Here is a 19773-nt window from a genome sequence, read left to right as displayed (position 1 = left end):
TTATAAAGTCGTGGAAGAGCCCGTTGCAGCGGCGTACGTCTGGTAACTCTTCATCTGCTTCGCAATCTGCGAAATCTTGCTTGCGTAGTCCGGGTCGGTGGCGTAACCCGCCTTCTGCAATTCTTTTACAAACTGTTCCGGTTTATCGGCCGAGTTGACCACTTCTTTATAACGATTGTTGTTCTGCAGCAGGCTGACCAGGTCGTGGAAGCTGTCGGCGTAGGAGTCGTAGGAACGGAAATCCGCCGTTTCCTTGACCATCTTGCCGTCACGGAACTCGCTGGTGATGGCGCGTGCTTCGGCGCCCTTCCAGCTACCGGCGGCCTTGATGCCGAACAGGTTGTGACTGCTGCTGCCATCCTGCTGACGCATGATCGATTTGCCCCAGCCGGTTTCCAGCGCCGCCTGCGCCACCAGCATGACGGGATCAACACCGATGCGCGCTGCCGCCTCCTTGGCCAGTGGCAGCATGGTTTCCACGAACTGATCGGCGTTGCTGAATGCGCGCTTGGCGGGCGCCAGCGGAGGCTGGGCCATCGTGCGCACGTATTCCGGCGCAGGCGCCAGGTTCGGGTCGAGGGTCCAGTCACCGTTGTTGCCTGTGCCGCCAGACGCAGCACGTGCCGGAACGGGGCTGTTGGCAACCGCCGCGGTGGCCGACGGTACGATACCCGCCAGCAGCCGGTCGGTGAGTTTGCTCGGCAAGGACAGACGACGCGCGTTGAGCGCCGCCATGTCGTTGCGGCCTTCACCAGTAGCCGACGCAGCGGTAGCCGCCTGATCCGCCGCCGCCGAGCGCGTGGCCCACAGCGGACGCTGGTAGACACTGGTCGCCAGACCGGTCTTGGCAGGCGCTGCATCCGTGGCGGTTGCAGCCTTGGCCGCATCGGTCGGCGCCGCGTGCTGAATGCCCTTGTCCTTCGACAACTGGCGCATCAGCACGTCCTGCAAACCGATACCGTTGCCACGAGTAGACAGGGTGACCGCCAGTTGCTGGTCATACATGTCCTGATACTGCCGCGTCGCCGCGGTGTTCATCGGGTTGTCCTTGGCCAGCACTTCGTTGGCCGAACGCATGGCCTTGAGCATCTGGCTGACGAACAGCGATTCGAACTCGCGGGCCACCTTCTTCTGGTTTTCCACACTGTCCTTGTCGCCATGCTTCAGCGCCGCCAGCCGGTTGACGTCGGTGTAGGCACCGGAGTCGACCGCTGAAGAAATTCCGCCCTTTGGCATATCCATGCGCAAGTCCTCAGATGACGATCAGGTCGGCTTGCAACGCGCCGGCCTGTTTCAGGGCTTCGAGAATGGCCATCAGGTCACCGGGCGCAGCGCCCACCTGATTGACCGCACGGACAATCTCATCCAGCGTGGTGCCTGGACCGAACTTGAACATCGGGTGCAGCTCTTGCTGGGCATTGACCCGCGAGCGCGGCACGACAGCGGTCTGGCCACCGGACAATGCGCCCGGCTGGCTGACAATCGGGTCTTCGGTGATGGTCACGGTCAGGCTGCCGTGAGTCACGGCGGCAGGCGATACCTTGACGTTCTGGCCGATGACGATGGTGCCGGTCCGCGAATTGATAATGACTTTGGCTGCGGTCTGGCCCGGATCGACTTCCAGGTTTTCCAGAATCGACAGGTAGTCCACACGCTGGCCCGGATCGAGCGGCGCGGTCACACGCACCGAACCGCCGTCCAGCGCCTGAGCAACGCCAGGGCCCAGCAAATCGTTGATCTTGTCCACCACCCGCTTGGCGGTGGTGAAGTCGGAACGGTTCAGGTTCAGCGTCAGGGTATTGCCCTGATTGAAGCCGCTCGGCACCGAACGTTCAACGGAGGCGCCACCGGGAATACGACCCGACGACGGAACGTTGACCGTGATCTTCGAGCCGTCGCGCCCTTCTGCGTCGAAACCGCCAACCACCAGGTTGCCTTGGGCGATAGCGTAAACGTTGCCGTCGACACCTTTCATCGGCGTCATCAACAGCGCACCGCCGCGCAGGCTTTTGGAGTTACCAATCGAGGAAACGGTGATATCGACCGTCTGACCCGGTTTGGCGAAAGCCGGCAGGTCGGCATACACCGCCACCGCAGCGACGTTTTTCAGCTGCACGGTGCCGGAACCGGCCGGCACCTTGATACCGAACTGCGACAGCATGTTGTTGAAAGTCTGCAGGGTAAATGGCGTCTGGGTGGTCTGGTCACCCGTGCCGTTGAGCCCCACGACCAGGCCGTAACCGATCAACTGGTTGGCCCGCACGCCGGAGATGCTTGCGATGTCCTTCAGACGTTCGGCATGGACGCCGAACGCTGTGGACAACAACAAGGTCGCCGCTATCAGTTGCTTGAGCTTGATCATGTCTATCCCGCTATCAGAAAGGGAACAACGGGCTGAGGAAGAACCGGTCGAACCAGCCTGGCTGGCTGGTATCGGCAAAGGCTCCGGTCCCCGAATAGGTAATGCGTGCATCGGCAATACGGGTGGAAGACACGGTGTTGTCCGTCGCAATGTCATCGGCGCGAACCAGCCCGGCGATCCGCACCAGCTCATCACCGGTGTTGAGGGTCATCCACTTCTCGCCACGCACGGACAGAATGCCGTTGGGCAACACATCCGCAACCGTCACAGTGACCGAACCGGTCAGGCTGTTGCTCTGTGCCGCCTTGCCATCACCCTTGGTGGTACGGGCGCCGTTGTAGCCAGCGCTCAGGCTCAGGTCATTGCCGCCAATCGGGTTGTTGGTGGTCAGGCCCGAACCGAACAGCGACGTCAGGCCAATGCTGTTGGTGCTGTCCTTGGACATGGCGGACGTCGCCGCCTTGCTCGCCGCCATACGCTCGGAAAGCGTGATGGTGATGATGTCGCCGACGCGGAACGCCTTGCGGTCGCCGTACAGGTTCTGCTCGAAACCGGCCTGATAGATAGCGCCATTGTTCGAAGCCGCCGACATGGGCGTACGCGGCAACACCGGAGCGTAATAAGGGTCATTGGGCTTGGCCGTCGGTGCGACGCAGCCGGACAGCAGGGTGATCCCGCACAATGAAGCGATCAACACTGAAACACGCGGAACACTAAGGCGGTTCATGACACTTGAAACCTCGCGGTGTAGCAGGCGCTTATCAGGCGCCCTGTCGGATTGAGCAGTTTTCCCGGCAACAACATCAGTGCTTTACAGGTTCTGAGTCAGGTTTTGCAGCATCTGGTCCGCAGTGGAGATCACTTTGGAGTTCATCTCGTAAGCGCGCTGGGTCGTGATCATGTTGACCAGTTCCTCGACGGTGCTGACGTTGGAGTTTTCCAGGGTGTTCTGCAGGGTCGGGCCAAGGCCGTTGAGGCCTGGCGTGCCGATCTGCGGCGCGCCGCTCGAACCGGTTTCCAGGTAAAGGTTGCCGCCGATGGCCTGCAGGCCAGCCGGGTTGATGAAGTCGGCCGTCTGGATGTTGCCGATGATCTGCGGCGTGGCGGTGGCACCTGCCAGCGTGACCGAAACAGTACCGTCCTGACCGACCGTGAAGGTCTGCGCGGCCTGCGGCACGACAATCGCAGGCTCGAGCGCATAACCGTTGGCGGTCACGATCTGGCCGTTGGCGTCGAGGTGGAACGTGCCGTCACGGCTGTAAGCCACGGTGCCATCCGGCTGAGTCACCTGAAAGAAGCCGCGACCGTTGACGGCCAGGTCGAGCGGGTTGTTGGTGGTCTGCAGGCTGCCAGCGGTGAAGTTCTTCTGCGTGCCGACGATGCGTACACCGGTACCCAGTTGCAGGCCGGACGGCAGTTCGCTGTCCTGAGTCGACTGGGCGCCTGGCTGACGTTTGATCTGGTACAGCAGGTCCTGGAACTCGGCGCGATCACTTTTGAAACCGGTGGTCGACACGTTCGCCAGGTTGTTGGAGATCGTGGTCAGGTTGGTGTCCTGAGCGGCCAGGCCGGTTTTGGCGACATATAGTGCAGGAAGCATGTGTGTTCTCCTCAAGCGCCGGTTTGTCGGCGCAAGCTGTCATTGATTAGCCAAGTTGCAAGACGCGAGCCATCGACTGATCGTCTTCTTCGGCGGTCTTCATCATCTTGACGTGCAATTCAAATTGACGGGACAAGGCCAGTACCGAGGTCATTTCCTCGACCGCATTGACGTTGCTCGCCTGCAGAAATCCGGACTCGACCTGAACGGTGGCATCTGCATCGGCAGGCCGGCCGGTCTTGGTGTGGATCAGGCCGTCAGGGCCTTTTTCCATGGTCTTCAGGTCAGGCCTGACCAGCTTGATACGGTCGACCTGCGCCATCACCTGCGGGCTCTCGCCCAGCGAGCGAATGCTGATCGTGCCGTCGGAACCGATCTCGATCTGCTGCTGAGGCGGCACGGCAATCGGGCCACCGTTGCCCATTACCGGCAAACCGCTGCCGTCGCGCAACACGCCCAGCGCATCGATGTTCATGCCGGAGCTGCGGGTGTAGGCTTCGCCGCCATCAGGCGTCTGCACGGCAATCCAGCCATCGCCCTTGACGGCGATGTCGAGTTCACGGCCTGTCTGAACCATTGCACCGGCAGAGAAGTCAGTGCCTGGACGTTCGCTCATGGCATAGGCACGGGAAGGCATGACCTCGCCAAACACTGGCATCGAGCGGGCCTGTTCAAGGTCACGCATGAAACCGTTGGTCGAGACGTTTGCCAGGTTGTTGGCGTGAGCCTTCTGCGCAATCGCGTTTTCAGATGCACCGCTCATGGCGACGTAAAGCAACTTGTCCACAGTCTTCCTCCTCCGACAGACGCTTGCCGCCTGTAGCTGTTCTGAAAGGGTTAAAGCAATTTTTGAACCAACTTGTCAGGCTCGATACAAACGCTTGATTCGTCAGCAAAAACAGGCACGCGGGGTTTGTCTTGAGGCAAAGCGCCACCCAATAGCGGCGGCGGACTGCCGCCTCCCCCTTGCTGATGCCGACGCAACGCCAAAAAAACTTCACAAGTGCGCACCGACCACCTGATCGTCAGTGATAATCTGGCCGACATCACAGACCTCATCGGTAATCGCCATGTCTTTTCGTGGGTGCATCGCCGGCATTGCAATTGCCAGCCTGACGACCTTCGCGCCGCTCGCCCAGGCTGCGCCCGCGCATTACTACAAATGGCAGGGCGACAGCCGGATCGTCTGCGCTCAGACCAGCCCCGGCCCAGGCTGGAAGCGCCTGAAAGGCCACTTCATCAAGGCCGACTGCTCGATTTGATCAAGTGGACTGAATCAGCGTCTGCATCAGCGTGACCTCGGTGGATATCGCTTTCGAGTTGGCCTGATAAGCCGTCTGCGCCTGAATCAAGGCAATCAGTTCATCCGCCAGCACGACGTTCGAGCCCTCCAGCCCGCCACTGACAATGCTCCCCAGCGTACCGACGCCCGGCACATCGTATTCAGGCACGCCGGAATCAGCGGTCGCCGTCCAGCGTGTGTCGCTGCGTGGTTGCAAACCGTGGGGATTGGCAAAACTGGCGAGCATGACCTGACCGATATCCTTGCTCATGCCATTGGTGAAACCCGCACGCAGGATGCCGTCACGCCCGACATCCAGACTTCTCAGTTCCCCCGCCGAATTGCCGTCCACCTGCGCGGAAGAGCGTGAACTGGCAGCGTTATGCTGCAGCAGGTTAGTGAAGTCGATGGTGATGCCGTCGGCGCTGCCTGCCGCCCCGTTGGATATCCAGCGTTCGCGGCTTGTGCCTGGATCAGCCACCCTTACGGGCGACCAGCCTGTGAGGTGCAGAAGGTTGCCATTGCTGCTGTTCAGCCCAGGGCTGCCCGTCATTGACGCTACCGAGCCGTGTGAATCGAACACAATATTGGCTGTCAGCGGGGTCGTGGAATCCGGCGTTTGCGGGTTTCGGCCATCAATCAGGACGTGCATGCGCCAGCTGTTGGTGCCGTCTTTCACGAAATATTGCTTCAGCTCATGGGCGTTGCCCTGGCTGTCGAAGATCTGATTGCCGAACATCCGAGTGGCCGAAAACATCAATCTGGACGCGTCGCTGCCATCGCTCGCCCGATTGCCAGCCTTTGATCCGGCCGATCCGGCGACCTATACGCGAGTCACTGCCCGTAGGCTTCAGGATGCCGGGATCAGTCCGGTGCCCGCGGCCAACCATGAACTCAAGCAGTACTTCGTCAAGACCGAAGACAACCAGTGGTCCATGTACGTATTGGTGGACGGGCGCAACCCGGTGGACCCAGAGAGTGTGGCGCCGCTGCACGTCAGCCTCGAACTCAAACCGGACGGCTCCCTGTCGTACAGCGGCAATAATCAGCACATCCACAAAGTGTCGGACAGCGAATTTGCCTTGCAGGGCTGGGTGCCGGCCAGTCAGGTCAATGGCGCGTGGCTGGCTAACGGCGCCGCCAGCGGCGGGGCGGTTTCGTTGTCGCTGGATGATGGCGGGGCGAGTGTGCTTGACCCTGCCGATACGGTCATGCACCGTCCGGTTCCGGACTTCAACACCTCTGACCTGAATACCTACAGCAGGATGGTGGCCCTGGCGGCAACGTTGGACGTATCGATCTGCAAGTCCGTGCGGATACCGCTGATAATCTCGCCCTTGCCGTTCGCTGCGTAGCCCTGCAAACGCCCGCCATCACTGTCGACCACAAAATTGGCCGCGTCCTTGAGAAACGCACCAGCCCGCGTATAAGCCAGCGCGCCCTGATCACGTACCACGAAGAAACCGTTGCCCTGAATACGCATGTCCAGTGGATTACCGGAACTGATCACGGTTTCACCCTGATTGAAATTCTGCTGCACCGAGGCAAGCCGCACGCCATCGCCGACCGCCGTGTGCCCGGAGCCCAACTGAGCAGACGCATACAACGCGGAAAATTGCGCACGTGACGACTTGAAACCCAGCGTGCCCGCGTTGGCAATATTGTTACCCGCCACTTCCAGCCTTTTGTTAGCAGCATGAATGCCGCTGATCGCTATATTGAATGACATGAGGACTTCCTTGCCATAAAGGCAATTCATATAGAAGTTTTATTCTCACATCATCGTGCGTAGGAAGTTTCCAAGTAGGTTGAGGGAGCGATCCGTAACTTTCATCTCTGCCAAACCCTGAAAAACACTTGGCGATCACCCATAAAAAAGCCCCTTTTCAGGGGCTCTTTTACCATCGTTCAAACCACGCTTATTACGTCATCTGAATAGTGGTCTGCATGATGGTACTTTGCGTAGAGATCGTCTTGGCGTTAGCCTGATAGTTGCTTTGTGCCTTGATCAGGTTGACCAGTTCAAGCGTCAGGTCGACGTTGGATTCTTCCAGCGCCTGGCCAGTGACATAACCCAGAGTACCCGACTGCGGAGCGCCCGTACCCGGAATGCCCGACGAAAAGGTTTCGCGCCAGTTGGTCCCGCCAGCAGGCGCGAGGCCTTGCACGTTGGCAAAGGACGTCAGGGAAACCTGACCAATGACTTTGGACTGACCATTGGTGTAAGACGCGAACAGCTTGCCGGACGAGTCCACGCTCATGTCCTTGATCTGACCTGCCGCGTAACCATTCTGAGCCTGCGCCGAACGGCCTGTGGCCGAAGCCGTCTGCGTTGAAGCCGTCATGTCCAGCTGGATACCGGACGCAACACCGGCAGCACCGTTCGGGCCCCAGGTGGCAGTGTTACCGGTGCCCGTCTGAATGGCAGGCACCCAGTTGGATACCTTGAACGTACCGTCGGCATTGACGCTGACGTTAGCACTTGGCGAAGGTGCAGTCGGTGTAGCACCGGTATTGATGATCAGCGAGCCCGACGAATCGAACGTCAGGTTGTTTGCATCCGGAACCGTGCTGGCCGGGTTGCTGATATTGCGACCGTCAATCAGCGAGTACATGGTCCAGCTGTTAGTGCCGTTCTTGGCAAAATAGCTTTCCATCCGGTGCTCGTTGCCTTGCGAATCGAAGACGGTGGTGCTGTAGGTATCGTTGTAGGTTTTGGAGTTGGTTGCGTCAAACGGCGTGACCGTCGGAACGGCCGATGTCGAGTTGAGGTTGGCCGTGTTGGTAATGCTGCTGGTCGGACTCGCCAGCTGGTTGGAGCTGTCGACGCGCAGATCACCGGAAGAGCCGACCATGACCGTACCGTTTGCATCAACGTTATAACCCTGAAGGTTCATGCCCGAACTGTTGACGACGTAGCCGTCCTTGTCAGTATGGAAAGCACCTGCACGGGTGTACAACGAATCACCGTTGTTGCTGAGCATGAAAAAGCCGTTGCCGTTAATGGCCAGGTCAAGTGCATTACCTGTGCCCGTGCTCAGGCTGCCCTGAGAAAACTGCTGGGAAACAGCGGCCGTGGTAACACCACTGCCGACGCTGGTACCACCCGAAGTGCCGCGAATCGATTGTGCGTACTGATCCGCGAATTCGATGCGCGAACTTTTAAATCCAGTGGTCGCCACGTTGGCAATGTTGTTGCCGGTCACGTCGAGACTTTTGTTTGCAGCATAGAGCCCACTAAGGCCGATATTGAAAGACATGTTTCACTCCTGCGCCGTAGCGGCTCTACAATCCGATGGTTTGAACTTTGGACAGGGCAACACTGCCGCTGGCCAGGTTAAGCATTGTTTCCGCACCGTTGACACCCAGCGTGACGCTGTTGACCGTGGCGGGCAGGTAAGTCGAAAACTGTGTGTTCTTGCCGTCAACCGCACCTTCCGCCCTGAAGGTATAAGTGCCCGATGGCAGTGCTGCGCCGCTTGAATCCGTACCGTCCCAGGCAAAGCTGGCCGTGCCGGCCGTCTGGGCACCCAGATCGACACTGTCGACCAGGTTCGATTGAGCGTCGTACACCTTGACCGTTGTCAGCGGGTTGGCGGCAGGGATCACGATTGAGCCGGTCATGCCTTTGCTCGTATCGACCGAGGTGCTGCTCGAATCAATGATCACCGAACGACCCACCAGCGAAGACGCCTGCAAGGCCTGGGACGACTTGTAACTGGTTGCAATCGTGTCAACCGTCGACGTCAGGTTCTGCATGCTTTCAAGGCTGCTGAACTGTGCAAGCTGTGCCACGAACTGAGTGTTGTCCTGCGGGTCCAGAGGGTTCTGGTTTTTCATCTGCGTAACGAGCAGTTGAAGAAACGAATCCTTGCCCAGCGTACCTGTAGAGTTCGTGGCTGTCGGTGTAGGGTTCTGCAGCGAATTCAAAAATGTGGATGAAACGCTGTTTGCGGTGGTGCTATCAACGGCCATAACGTTCGCCTTCTATCACTGACCGAGGGTCAGAACCTTCTGCATCATGGATTTAGCGGTGTTCATGATTTCGGCGTTGGTCTGGAACGAACGACTGGCGGAAATCATGTCGGCCATTTCTTCCACGACATTGACGTTGGGGTAATAGACATACCCGTCCTTGTCAGCAGAAGGATGATTGGGCTCGTAGCGCGCTTCGAGGTTGGAACTGTCTTCGATGATGCCGTTGACCTGAACCCCCTGCCCGGCTTCGCCCTGATCCTGAAACAGCGAACCACCGGTGGACTGCTGACCCTGCATCACGGTGGCAAACACCGGGTGACGGGCGCGGTACGTCTGGTCCATGCTCGAAGACACGGTCTCGGCGTTGGCGATGTTACTGGCCGTAGTGTTCAGACGCGTGGTCTGGGCACTCATGGCGCTACCGGCAATGTTGAACACATTGGCTAGTGACATGAATTATTCTCCGCGAAGGGCTGCAACCAGCCCTTTGAACTTGCTGTTGAGCAATGTGAAGCTGGCCTGGAAGCTCATGGCGTTCTCGGTGTAGCTGGCCTGCTCGACCTGCGAATCAACGGTGTTCTGGTCCAGCGAAGGCTGCGACGGCGTGCGATACATCAGCGTACCGTCGTCATTCCCCATGCCCTCGGCTTCGATATGACGGCTGTTGGTCTTGTTCAGCGCGAAATGACCGTTCTGGGCTTTGTCGGTTTCGGCGGCCAGCACCGAAGAAAACTCCAGATCGCGAGCCTTGAAATTCGGGGTGTCAGCGTTGGAAATGTTGTTGGCCAACACTTCTGCCCGCTGAGCCCGGAAGTTGAGGGCCTTTTCATGTATGCCTAGCGCTTTATCGAAGCTGATGCTCATTTCGGGAAACCTTTGCCGGTTGACCTGATTCTGTTGTTACTGACAAAGCAATCGGCGTGCCATGTTGCAAAACCCAATGATTGCAAGGGTTGCAGGTGGCGCAGAGGCGGCAATGCCAGAAAAGCGGCAAGGCATTTCCGCTGTGGAGGGGCAAAGCGGCAAGGTGGGTGCCGTTTTTTTGCCAGTATTGAGGGTGAGTGACATCTGCATCAGGTCCTGCAGAAAACTGTCCGCAACCGATGTACTTTTATGATACATAGGCTCGCGCCTGAAAAAGTCGCCACTTTCCCGCAAGATTCAAGGACGTCCGAAATGCCTGGCATGGAGCCTGCCACTGCAAATAGCCTTATTCGTATGCAAGACATTTGTCAGGCGTACTCAATGGGTGAGCATTCGCATTTTGCACTCAAGAACGTCTCGCTCGACATTCAGCGAGGTCAGACCTGCGCGATTCTAGGCGCGTCAGGATCAGGCAAAAGTACGCTTCTCAATATTCTCGGTCTGCTCGATAAACCGGTCTCCGGAGACTTTCACTTCGGCCTGCAGAACATGACCGATGCGACTTCCGAAGCACGCGCCCGGCTGCGCAACACAGAAATCGGTTTCGTTTTTCAGAGTTTCAACTTGCTGCCGCGCCTGACGGCACTGGAAAACGTTGCGCTGCCATTATTCTATCGGGGCTATCCCAAAGCTCTGGCGCATCAGCAGGCGCAAATCCAGATAGAGCGCGTCGGTCTGGGCGATCGGCTGAAGCACCGCCCTGCCGACCTCTCTGGAGGCCAGCGTCAACGCATCGCTATTGCCCGCGCGTTGGTCAACGGGCCGTCGTTGATTCTGGCCGACGAACCCACAGGCAATCTGGACCGCACCACCGCAGACGATGTGATGGATTTGCTGCTCGGGTTGAATCGGGAAAAAGCCGTGACCCTGATCGTCGTCACGCACGACCCCCGGCTGGCCGGACAAATGCAACGCTGCTTTCTTGTTGAAGAAGGCGAAGTCTCCGAGCGCCGCCCACACAGAGACGCGCTGGATGCTTGATCACTCGCTCAGACATGGCCCGTCGTTCCTTCAGGCACTGACAGAATCATTCGACAGCTTGCGTATGCTGGGTCGCCGTTCCTTGCTGGCGCTACTGGGTATTGCCGTAGGGTGCGGGGCAATTGTCGCGCTGTTGAATGTCGGCGCAAGCGCAGCGAATGAAGCCGTAAGTGCTTTCAAGGGCATGGGTACCGAAATCATGGTCGTCTCCTTCCCTTATTCCACCGACCAGAAAAAAACACTGCCCGCCGTTATCGATACCGGCGCGTTGCTTGAAGCGCTTCCTGAACTGGCCCAGGCGGCACCGACCGTCTTTCACTCGACGCGCGTTCGCCGCTCAGGCAAGAGCGTCGACGCCAGTATCATCGGCACCACGGCGGGCCTGGCCGAAATAATGGACATAGCGCTGTCTCAGGGCCGCTTCCTTTCCGAATTCGATCAACGCGCCACTTACGCTGTCATCGGTACCAACATGGCCAAGGCGTTGGGCGTGGACCTCTCCGCTAACGTGCTGAAACAGGGCGTCACGCTACAGATTGAAAATTACCTGTACACCGTGATCGGAATCGCAGCACCGCACCTCGGCAACCCCATGATCGCCGTACAGGTCGACGAGTCGGTATTCGTGCCGATAGAAGGCATGCGCAGGCTTCGATCCGCACCGGAAATAACCAGCGTCATCGCCAGGTCGCGAGACACGGTTTTAATTGATGCCCATGCCAACGCATTGAAACGCTACCTGGAGGACTTGCTCAAGGGTCGCGACGTCGACGTGCAGATTCCCCAGCAGCTCATAGAAAGCCTCACCCGACAAGCCAGTGCCTTTTCCTACCTGCTCGCCGGACTGGGCGGCATTTCTCTGCTGGTCGGAGGCGCAGGAGTCATGAACGTGATGTTGATGAGCGTTTCCGAGCGTCGCCGGGAAATCGGCGTACGGATGGCCATCGGCGCTCGGGCAAGCGACATTCGCACCCTGTTTTTGCTGGAGGCAGCATGCCTGTCAATTGCCGGCGCGCTGATCGGTGCGTTAGCGGGAGTCCTTTGTGCCTATGGATTCGTGCGTCTTTCGGGCTGGACGTTCGTCTTGTCCAGAGAGTCGCTCCCGGTGGGAATCAGCAGTTCTCTGATTGTGGGCCTTTTCTTCGGCTTGTATCCCGCCCTGGCTGCCGCACGTCTGCAACCGGTACAGGCATTGCGCGATGATTAAATTTACGCTCTTGCTGTGCATGATGCTTTGTAGCGCACAGGCTCAATCCAGCCCCTCATCACTCGCACCCTCGCGCGCCACCATGCCAGACCGAACCACGGTGTCGTTAAGCGACGAGGTCATCGATCTCACACTGGCCGACGCAGTGTTTCTAGGCTTGCGCAATAACAGGTCGATCAAAAGTGCCTACCTTGAGCGTCTGGCGCAGAAGTTCGACCTGCGCGTATCAGAGGACCTGTTTACCCCCAAGCTGGTACTGAGTGGCAGCTACCTGGCCTCTCGCAATGAGAGCGACCGCTACCGGCAAAGCCAGATTGTTCCGACGACAACCCTGCTGGGCGAGTTCGGCACCCGTTTCAGCCTGTCATGGACGAACCAACTGACCATGGCCAACAGCGCTGGCCGCAGGGGAAATGACGGCACGACGTTCACCATCATTCAACCGCTGCTGCGCGGCGCAGGGCGCGACGTTACTACAGCGCCCGTTCGACTGGCCCGACTGTCCGAGCTAATCAATAGACTGAGCCTGAAATCGACAGTCTCACAGACCATTACCCAGATTGTGACCGCCTACCGCGACGTGCTGCGCGCGCAGGAGCAACTGCGTATTGCGCAGGACGCCATGACCCGCTCTCGCCAATTACTGGAGGTGAACCAGGCCATGATCGACGCGGGCCGGATGGCCGCGTTCGAAATCGTGCAGACCGAAGCTGACGCCGCCTCTCAGGAACTCGGGGCCGAAGAAGCCGCCAATCAACTCGACTCCAGTCGCCTCGAACTCTTGCGGCTGCTGGCCTTGAACCAGGAAACCCGACTGCGCGCCGTGGAAAGTCTGCAGGCGACGCGCATGGAGCTTGGCCGCGCAGAAGCCATGAAGACAGCGCTGGAACAACAACCTGACTATCTGGGGCAACTGATCGCCAACGAACAGGCTTCAATCAATCTGCTGGTCGCCCGCAACAATCGACTGTGGGACGTCTCACTGGTGGGGGGCACGAGTCAGGTCAGCAACTTTTATCCAGACGTACAAGGGCGGGACTCGGACAGAAGGTGGGAAGGCTACGCAGGGGTGCAGGTCGAGATACCCATTGGCGATCTGAGCCGTAAGCAGAATGTCGTGCGGGCCCAGGTCAATGTCGAGAATCAGGACATCCTTCTGACGGAGGCCAGGCAGGTGCTCGAACGCGACGTGGGCGACGCCGTTCGCAACATTGCGACGCGCTGGCGTCAATATGAGATTTCACTGCGCGCCAGAGACCTCTCGCGCCGCAAGCTGGATATCGAGCAACAGAAATTACAAGTCGGTCGCTCCAGCAACTTTCAGGTATTGAGCTTCGAATCCGATTTGCGCAACGCGGAGAGTGCCAGCGTCGATGCACTCATCGCCTACCTCAATGCAAAAACCCGGCTGGATCAAATTCTGGGCACAACACTGGAGAGTTGGGACATTGCACTCAATGACTGAACGCCTGAAACCCTTCCGCCGCTCGAAGCGCTTATGGCTGACCTGCGCCTTGCTGGTTCTCGCAGGCGCTACAGCCATTATCTTTCTGCGCCCCTCCCCTGCGCTCCCCGCTGACGCCACGTGGGTACGCATCGACTATCAGACATTGGAAAATCGTCTGGGTCTTGTGGGAAGAATTGAATCAGCCGCCCAACAAACCCTTTCCGCCCCCTTCGAAGGTGTTGTGCAAAGTGTCACGGTCACTGAAGGACAACGCATAGCGCGCGGCCAGACCTTACTGACGCTGGACACGACGTTACTGGACATTCAGTTACGCTCGGCACTCTCCGACGAACTCAAGGCGCAGCGTGCTGTGCGCGAACTGCAAGGCTGGGCTAACAGTCAGGAAGTTGCCCGAGCCAAACGGACACTGTCGACCACTCAGTTCACGCTCAGTGACATCGAGCGAAAACAGAAAGAAACTCAGGCCCTGTTTGCACGCGGTATCGTGCCGCGCATGGAAGTGGACACGCTGGACCAACAGCTTCAGACACTCAGGCTCGATCTTGCGGCAGCACGTTCGGAGCTGAGCGAAACGCTAAAAAAAGGTGAAGGCGAATATCGCCAGATAGCCGAAATGGAACTGGCCAATGCGCAATCGCGCTACCAATCCCTGTTGGCGCTCAAGGAGCAGCGCGAGTTGAAAGCGCCCTTTTCAGGCGTCGTCATCCGCCCGCGCACCGCCCAGGAAAGTAATGCGACCCTGGCCTCCGTACAAAAAGGAATGCGCGTCAATCAAGGGATGTCGCTGTTTGAGCTGGTCAATCTCGAAGAATTCCAGGTGGCTGCCCGGGTGGAAGAAAGTGACGTTCACCAGCTCAGTGAAGGCATGCCCGTCGAAATAACCGGTGACGGATTCAACGGCCTTGTCCTGCAGGGCCAGATCCGCTCAGTCGGGGCCAGAGGTATCAACACGGAAACACAAGCCGGAGGGGCCAGCTACGAAGTGACTGTGTCGGTGCTTGGGCTCCAGGCAGAGCAGCAGAAGCAACTCAGGCTGGGCATGAGTGCAAAGCTGGAGATTGTCACCTACCGCCGTGAAAACGCGCTGGTAGTCCCGGCCGATGCAATTTCACGCAATGGTCAGGGCGAGGCGACGGTTACCTACCGTCCGGACCCTGCCGATAATGCCCGCCCGCGCGTCATTACGACCGGCCACGCGACACCCGATGGAGTGGAAGTATTTGGACTTGAGCCTGGCTACATCGAGACGGGTACTGTTGCTGCACGCTGACTACAGCACGTCGAACTCAAGCACTGTTCAAATGTATCGCATGTGATACATTTGCCCTTGAACAAGGATTTCAATCGCCATTAACCCGTTTACATGGCATTCACAAGGAGCGTGATGCAGTGCCCACACCTGGCTATCCGCCCCTCATACAGTACGCTCTAATGCCCCATCAAAATGGAGCAGGTCTGCGTGCGCCTTCAGCGAGTGATCAGACTTCCTGACACGCCCACCGGCGCAAGGAATGAAATGAGCTTGCTGAACAATGAGGCACACCCATCAACGGTGTAACGGAATGCAAAATCGACATCAAGGAGCAACACGCATGAAGGCATCAAACACTCTCTTTTCAGCATTGGTGATTAGTGCAGCCCTGACAGCACATGCTGTGGCAGGACCAGCCGTTACCGTCACGTTCAAAAACATGGGCACCGCTTCGGCAACCTACAAGGTGCTCACCAACAACGAAGCACTCACCAAGACCAATGCCAACCCGCAGCCTGTGGCCGTTGTCCCGGCCGGAGAGATTGACCTCTACAAAATTCAGAGCAATCAGTCGCCGCTCGTCAACTATGCCAATTTGAGATACACCATCGGAGGCAAAACCTGCGTCTTCCTCGCCACCTACGTTTCAACCGTAGGCCCCGGCGGGTCGAGCATTCCAAAATGGAATAACACTGCCACGCCAAGTGGGGGTGCAAACTGCACAGCCAAAGTGACTTCGACCAATCTTTCGACCTATGAATGGGCCGTTGAATTCACGATGAAGTAACGTTTACCCTCGCGTAAAGAATGGGGCTGATGCCTTGGGCTTCAACCTCATTCGACGCGTTTCTTTACCGTCTGTCCTGAAAACTCCAGCGGCCGGATGAGCCGCCGATAAAAAGAAATGCCATTGGATTTTTCAAGACAAGGAGATCAGATTTTGGTCAGCTCAATCAATATCAGTACGCCTTCGAACGTCAAGGTGTCCGGCACACAGATCAGTCAGACCTCATCAGTGTCCTCGACAGCCACCGACACGCTGGCGAGCACGGCCGGAAACACGAAAGATACGAGTTCACTCTCCTCGCTGGCGCGCCAGTTAAGTGAAGCCTCCGCTCGAGCAGAAGCCAGAGACAAAAGCCTTAGCCGCAAAGAGCTTGGAGAGAAAGCCAGCCAGCTCACCGAGCAACTGGTTGGCGGCAGCTACGACGCCAATAAAGCACTGCATAATGCAGAGATCCCAGACAGCGACGATCCTGAACGCCTGGAACGTGCAAAAAACGCAACGCAATTTGTCAATGGCAGCGGAAAAAACCCGTTCGCCGGCATGTCACGAGACCAGCTTTCTGTCATCGCCTATGACGAAAGTGGCGACTTTACCGTCAATGAGAAAAAATCGGCCTGGCTGGAGTCATACCGTCAGGAGCGCGTCTGGCGCCAGCAAGTGGTAGCCCAAGGAAGCGCGGAATACACCGCCACCGGCAAACTGACTGATTTTTACACCTCAGTGCTTGATCACTATAAAGGGCTGTCAGCCATCGAGCAGTCCCAATACCCATCCAGCTATGAAACGAAGCTTCAGGAATGGATTGACCTGGACTACAACTACAAAACAAGCACGGCTGAGGGCAATACGGGTGCCAAAAGCCTTCTGGACAAGGTCCTGAACCCTGAAAGTGACCTGTATAAAGGCCAGGGCGATGCCGACCTGTGACGGCGCAGACACGCTGAACCACGAATGAAGTCCGGGCGCGCCTGTTCAACGGCTCGCCTGGACAACACCACCGTCAGAGACCCAGCTCACTCAAGCCAGGATGATCATCCGGCCGACGCCCCAAGGGCCAATGGTATTTGCGTTCGGATTCGGCGATCGGCAGGTCGTTGATGCAGGCAAAGCGCCGTTGCATAAGGCCGTTTGCGGCAAACTCCCAGTTTTCATTACCGTACGAGCGGAACCAGTTGCCTGAGTCGTCGTGCCATTCATAGGCATAACGCACCGCAATGCGGTTATCGGTAAACGCCCACAGTTCCTTGATCAGCCGGTAGTCCAGCTCTTTGCGCCACTTGCGCTCGAGAAAGGCCTGAGCCTCTTCGCGCCCGTTGACGAACTCGCTGCGGTTACGCCAATACGTGTCTTCGGTATAGGCCAGCGCCACTTTCGCCGCATCGCGGGAATTCCAGCCATCCTCGGCACCACGGACTTTCTGGATAGCCGTCTCCAGGGTAAACGGTGGCAACGGGGGTCTTCCTTTATCACTCATGTCAGCGTCCTCAGAACGGTTTGTAGGGCAGGAATTTTCCATCAAGGGTTATGACGGCACGCTCTCCCCCTTCAGGGTCTTCGACTTTCCTGATGTCCAGCTTGAAGTTGATCGCGCTGATGATGCCGTCGCCGAACTGCTCATGCACCAATGCTTTCAGCGTTGTGCCGTAAACCTGAACCATCTCGTGGAAGCGATAGATAGTCGGGTCACTGGAAACGTCTTCCACATTGCCACGCAACGGGATGGTTTGCAGCTCAACCACGGCGTCCCTGTCCAGCCCGAGACGCTCGGCAACCACCTCGGCCACCGCTTGCGGCAAGGGATGCTGACCGAGCAGCGCGGCGGTGACGTAGACCACACTCAGGCCCGTACCCTCGGCAAGCGCTGCCCAGGTCAGGTTCTTTGCCGTCTTGGCTTGCAACACACGCTCGGTAAGTTGCTGGCGCGGCGCTCCGGAAATATTGCTGTGCGGCATGATTGATCTCCTGATGATTCGCCCGATGACAGAGCCCGCCATAGCACCATAAGATCCACAACAAAAAAAGAGACCCGAAGGTCTCTTTCATGACAGGCGACAGCACACCATCACTTGGCCTTGTAAATGATCCCCGGGCTGCACTGGACCATCTGGTAGTGATCAGGCAGGCCATTGAGCGCTTCGGAAGCACCGAGGAACAGGTAGCCGCCCGGCTTGAGCGTGCCGTGGATGCGCAGCAGGATGTCTTTCTTCACTTCGGCCGAGAAGTAGATGAGTACGTTACGGCAGAACACGATGTCGAACTTGCCCAACGCGGAGTAGCTGTCGAGCAGGTTGAACGAGCGGAATTCCACGCGACTCTTGATCGGCGTCTTGACCACCCAGCGGCCAGGGCTTTTCACGTCAAAAAAGCGCTGCAGACGATCAGGCGACAGACCGCGACCAATGGCCAGGCTGTCGTACTCACCGGTCTTGCAATTATTGAGCATCAAGCCCGACAGGTCGGTGGCCACGATCTGCGCGCCCGACTTGAGCTGGCCAGGATTGGAGCGCTCGAACTCGTCAATGGACATCGACAGCGAATACGGTTCCTGACCCGACGAGCAAGCCGCCGACCAGATACGCAGTCGCTGACCGGGGCTGGCCTTGATCTGCTCCGGCAGCACCTTGTTCTTCAACACCTCGAACGGGTAGGTGTCGCGAAACCACAAGGTTTCGTTGGTGGTCATGGCATCGACCACCTGCTCACGCAGGCCACTGCGCGGCTGGCTCTGGATACGCTGGACCAATTCGCCCAACGATTTGATGCTTTGCTGCTCCATCAATTTGTTGAGGCGGCTGGACACCAGGTACTGCTTGTTTTCCCCAAGCAAGATGCCACAGGCTTTTTCCAGAAATACCCGGAACTGATCAAAATCCAAATTACCCGTAGACAAGGTGCCGCCTCTCAAATCATGTGAATCACCGGGGACGACGCCCCCGGCTGGTTATTCTGCTGCATTGATCCGCGCAACAACCCTGGCCGCGAGGTCATCAGGCCGGAATTTGGCAAGAAAGTCATCAGCGCCGACCTTCTTGACCATCGCCTGGTTGAACACCCCGGACAACGAAGTGTGCAAGGTGATGTGCATCTTCTGCATACGCGGGTCATTACGAATGGCCGCTGTAAGGGTATAGCCATCCATCTCCGGCATTTCAATGTCGGAGATCATCATCAGGAATTCTTCTTCCGGCTTTTTACCTTCCGCGACCATGTTGAGCAGGTAATCCAACGCCTGACGGCCGTCGTTCAGTGCGACCACTTCCACCCCGACGGTCTCCAGGCAACGGCTGACCTGTTTGCGGGCCACGGACGAGTCGTCAACCGTCAGCACGCGCATCGAGACGGCCTTGTGCTTGACCTCGGCATCAATGACGCCTACCGAAATCTCTTCGGAAACAGGCGCTACTTCAGCGAGGATTTTCTCGACGTCGATGATTTCCACCAACTGGTTATCAACCCGGGTAACGGCGGTCAGGTAGTGATCGCGCCCGGTCCCCTTGGGTGGCGGATGAATCTCTTCCCAGTTCATGTTGACGATGCGTTCGACCGAATGCACCAGAAAGCCCTGAACCTTGGTGTTGTACTCGGTAATGATGACGAAGGAATTAACCAGCGAAATCATCCCGGTGGAGCCTGTCGCCATTGCCAGGTCCATGATCGGAATGGTGCCACCCCGAATATTGGCAACGCCCCGAACGATCTTGCTCGATTTGGGCATGATGGTGAGTTTCGGGCATTGCAGTACTTCTTTTACCTTGAAGACGTTGATCCCGTAAAGCTGCTTGCCGTCGAGACGAAACAAGAGCAGCTCCAGGCGATTCTGACCCACCAGCTGAGTTCGCTGGTTTACCGAATCCATTACACCTGCCATGCCGAACCCCCTTACCAAAATGACCGCCGCCCACACAACCGATCAACAAGCGGCACGGGCTTTG

The 19773-nt window shown here is 57.9% G+C and carries 21 protein-coding genes and 2 pseudogenes; 8 read left to right on the top strand and 15 right to left on the bottom strand.

The genetic code is table 11. The features are described from left to right. The 5 genes from flgJ to BW686_RS15090 form a co-directional block, all read right to left on the bottom strand. The gene (gene flgJ / locus BW686_RS15110) at positions 1 to 1242 is read right to left on the bottom strand and encodes a flagellar assembly peptidoglycan hydrolase FlgJ (RefSeq protein WP_084918165.1); all 1242 of its coding nucleotides are present in this window, start codon (positions 1240 to 1242) and stop codon (positions 1 to 3) included. Between the two features lie 10 nt (positions 1243 to 1252). After that, a complete protein-coding gene (locus BW686_RS15105; protein ID WP_007252072.1) occupies positions 1253 to 2362 on the bottom strand; it encodes a flagellar basal body P-ring protein FlgI in 1110 nt (369 codons plus the stop codon). A gap of 13 nt (positions 2363 to 2375) precedes the next feature. After that, positions 2376 to 3089, bottom strand: a complete 714-nt coding sequence (gene flgH, locus BW686_RS15100) for a flagellar basal body L-ring protein FlgH (RefSeq protein WP_084918163.1) — start codon at positions 3087 to 3089, stop codon at positions 2376 to 2378. Between the two features lie 84 nt (positions 3090 to 3173). Beyond that, positions 3174 to 3962: a flagellar basal-body rod protein FlgG gene (gene flgG, locus BW686_RS15095; RefSeq protein WP_005890056.1), complete on the bottom strand. Its 789-nt coding sequence runs from the start codon at positions 3960 to 3962 to the stop codon at positions 3174 to 3176. Between the two features lie 46 nt (positions 3963 to 4008). Further along, positions 4009 to 4749, bottom strand: coding sequence for a flagellar basal body rod protein FlgF (locus BW686_RS15090; protein ID WP_084918160.1), 741 nt, complete (start codon positions 4747 to 4749; stop codon positions 4009 to 4011). A 283-nt stretch (positions 4750 to 5032) separates the two neighbouring features. On the opposite strand from BW686_RS15090, the gene BW686_RS15085 reads away from it, so the two are divergent. After that, the gene (locus BW686_RS15085; RefSeq protein WP_084918157.1) at positions 5033 to 5224 is read left to right on the top strand and encodes a hypothetical protein; all 192 of its coding nucleotides are present in this window, start codon (positions 5033 to 5035) and stop codon (positions 5222 to 5224) included. On the opposite strand, the pseudogene BW686_RS15080 reads toward BW686_RS15085, so the two are convergent. Beyond that, positions 5225 to 5983: pseudogene (locus BW686_RS15080) on the bottom strand (flagellar hook-basal body complex protein); the annotation flags it as partial. A gap of 1 nt (position 5984) precedes the next feature. Here BW686_RS15080 and BW686_RS15075 point away from each other — a divergent pair. Then, positions 5985 to 6524: pseudogene (locus tag BW686_RS15075) on the top strand (flagellar basal body FlgE domain-containing protein); the annotation flags it as partial. Here the strand turns inward: BW686_RS15075 and BW686_RS15070 are convergent. The 5 genes from BW686_RS15070 to flgB form a co-directional block, all read right to left on the bottom strand. Beyond that, entirely contained in the window at positions 6500 to 6973 is a 474-nt protein-coding gene (locus BW686_RS15070; protein WP_084918154.1) for a flagellar hook-basal body complex protein, read from the bottom strand. The pseudogene BW686_RS15075 and the gene BW686_RS15070 sit on opposite strands and share 25 nt — an antisense overlap. A gap of 193 nt (positions 6974 to 7166) precedes the next feature. Beyond that, the gene (gene flgE / locus BW686_RS15065; RefSeq protein ID WP_084918153.1) at positions 7167 to 8504 is read right to left on the bottom strand and encodes a flagellar hook protein FlgE; all 1338 of its coding nucleotides are present in this window, start codon (positions 8502 to 8504) and stop codon (positions 7167 to 7169) included. Between the two features lie 25 nt (positions 8505 to 8529). After that, the gene (flgD, locus tag BW686_RS15060; RefSeq protein WP_084918151.1) at positions 8530 to 9219 is read right to left on the bottom strand and encodes a flagellar hook assembly protein FlgD; all 690 of its coding nucleotides are present in this window, start codon (positions 9217 to 9219) and stop codon (positions 8530 to 8532) included. 15 nt (positions 9220 to 9234) lie between these two features. Then, positions 9235 to 9675, bottom strand: coding sequence for a flagellar basal body rod protein FlgC (gene flgC, locus BW686_RS15055; protein ID WP_002554316.1), 441 nt, complete (start codon positions 9673 to 9675; stop codon positions 9235 to 9237). A gap of 3 nt (positions 9676 to 9678) precedes the next feature. Then, positions 9679 to 10086, bottom strand: coding sequence for a flagellar basal body rod protein FlgB (gene flgB, locus BW686_RS15050; protein WP_084918148.1), 408 nt, complete (start codon positions 10084 to 10086; stop codon positions 9679 to 9681). A 381-nt stretch (positions 10087 to 10467) separates the two neighbouring features. Here flgB and BW686_RS15040 point away from each other — a divergent pair, with 381 nt between their 5' ends. The 6 genes from BW686_RS15040 to BW686_RS15015 all read left to right on the top strand — a co-directional run bounded on the left by BW686_RS15040 (position 10468) and on the right by BW686_RS15015 (position 16768). After that, entirely contained in the window at positions 10468 to 11127 is a 660-nt protein-coding gene (locus BW686_RS15040; RefSeq protein ID WP_256898522.1) for an ABC transporter ATP-binding protein, read from the top strand. Further along, positions 11120 to 12334: an ABC transporter permease gene (locus tag BW686_RS15035; protein WP_084918144.1), complete on the top strand. Its 1215-nt coding sequence runs from the start codon at positions 11120 to 11122 to the stop codon at positions 12332 to 12334. Before BW686_RS15040 ends, BW686_RS15035 begins: the two co-directional genes overlap by 8 nt. After that, positions 12327 to 13799: a TolC family protein gene (locus BW686_RS15030; RefSeq protein ID WP_084918141.1), complete on the top strand. Its 1473-nt coding sequence runs from the start codon at positions 12327 to 12329 to the stop codon at positions 13797 to 13799. Before BW686_RS15035 ends, BW686_RS15030 begins: the two co-directional genes overlap by 8 nt. Beyond that, a complete protein-coding gene (locus BW686_RS15025) occupies positions 13792 to 15072 on the top strand; it encodes an efflux RND transporter periplasmic adaptor subunit (RefSeq protein ID WP_084918139.1) in 1281 nt (426 codons plus the stop codon). Before BW686_RS15030 ends, BW686_RS15025 begins: the two co-directional genes overlap by 8 nt. Before the next feature lie 322 nt (positions 15073 to 15394). Continuing rightward, positions 15395 to 15841, top strand: coding sequence for a hypothetical protein (locus tag BW686_RS15020; protein ID WP_084918137.1), 447 nt, complete (start codon positions 15395 to 15397; stop codon positions 15839 to 15841). A 153-nt stretch (positions 15842 to 15994) separates the two neighbouring features. Continuing rightward, complete coding sequence (locus BW686_RS15015) at positions 15995 to 16768, top strand: hypothetical protein (RefSeq protein WP_245399126.1); 774 nt, start codon at positions 15995 to 15997, stop codon at positions 16766 to 16768. Between the two features lie 73 nt (positions 16769 to 16841). Here BW686_RS15015 and BW686_RS15010 read toward each other — a convergent pair whose 3' ends face one another. The 4 genes from BW686_RS15010 to BW686_RS14995 form a co-directional block, all read right to left on the bottom strand. Beyond that, positions 16842 to 17315, bottom strand: coding sequence for a nuclear transport factor 2 family protein (locus BW686_RS15010; protein WP_084918135.1), 474 nt, complete (start codon positions 17313 to 17315; stop codon positions 16842 to 16844). 10 nt (positions 17316 to 17325) lie between these two features. Continuing rightward, a complete protein-coding gene (gene cynS, locus BW686_RS15005) occupies positions 17326 to 17793 on the bottom strand; it encodes a cyanase (RefSeq protein ID WP_084918132.1) in 468 nt (155 codons plus the stop codon). Positions 17794 to 17903: 110 nt separating this feature from the next. Next, on the bottom strand, positions 17904 to 18731 hold the full coding sequence (gene cheR, locus BW686_RS15000) for a protein-glutamate O-methyltransferase CheR (RefSeq protein ID WP_179149276.1): 828 nt from the start codon (positions 18729 to 18731) through the stop codon (positions 17904 to 17906). A gap of 51 nt (positions 18732 to 18782) precedes the next feature. Further along, entirely contained in the window at positions 18783 to 19709 is a 927-nt protein-coding gene (locus tag BW686_RS14995; protein ID WP_084918127.1) for a chemotaxis protein CheV, read from the bottom strand. Positions 19710 to 19773 lie beyond the last annotated feature (64 nt).

Origin of the sequence: Pseudomonas syringae (assembly GCF_002157375.1) — a bacterium.
In the GTDB taxonomy this organism is placed as follows: domain Bacteria; phylum Pseudomonadota; class Gammaproteobacteria; order Pseudomonadales; family Pseudomonadaceae; genus Aquipseudomonas; species Aquipseudomonas syringae_T.
Note: the sequence above shows the minus strand (reverse complement) of the source record. Positions and strands in the feature narration are given on the sequence as shown.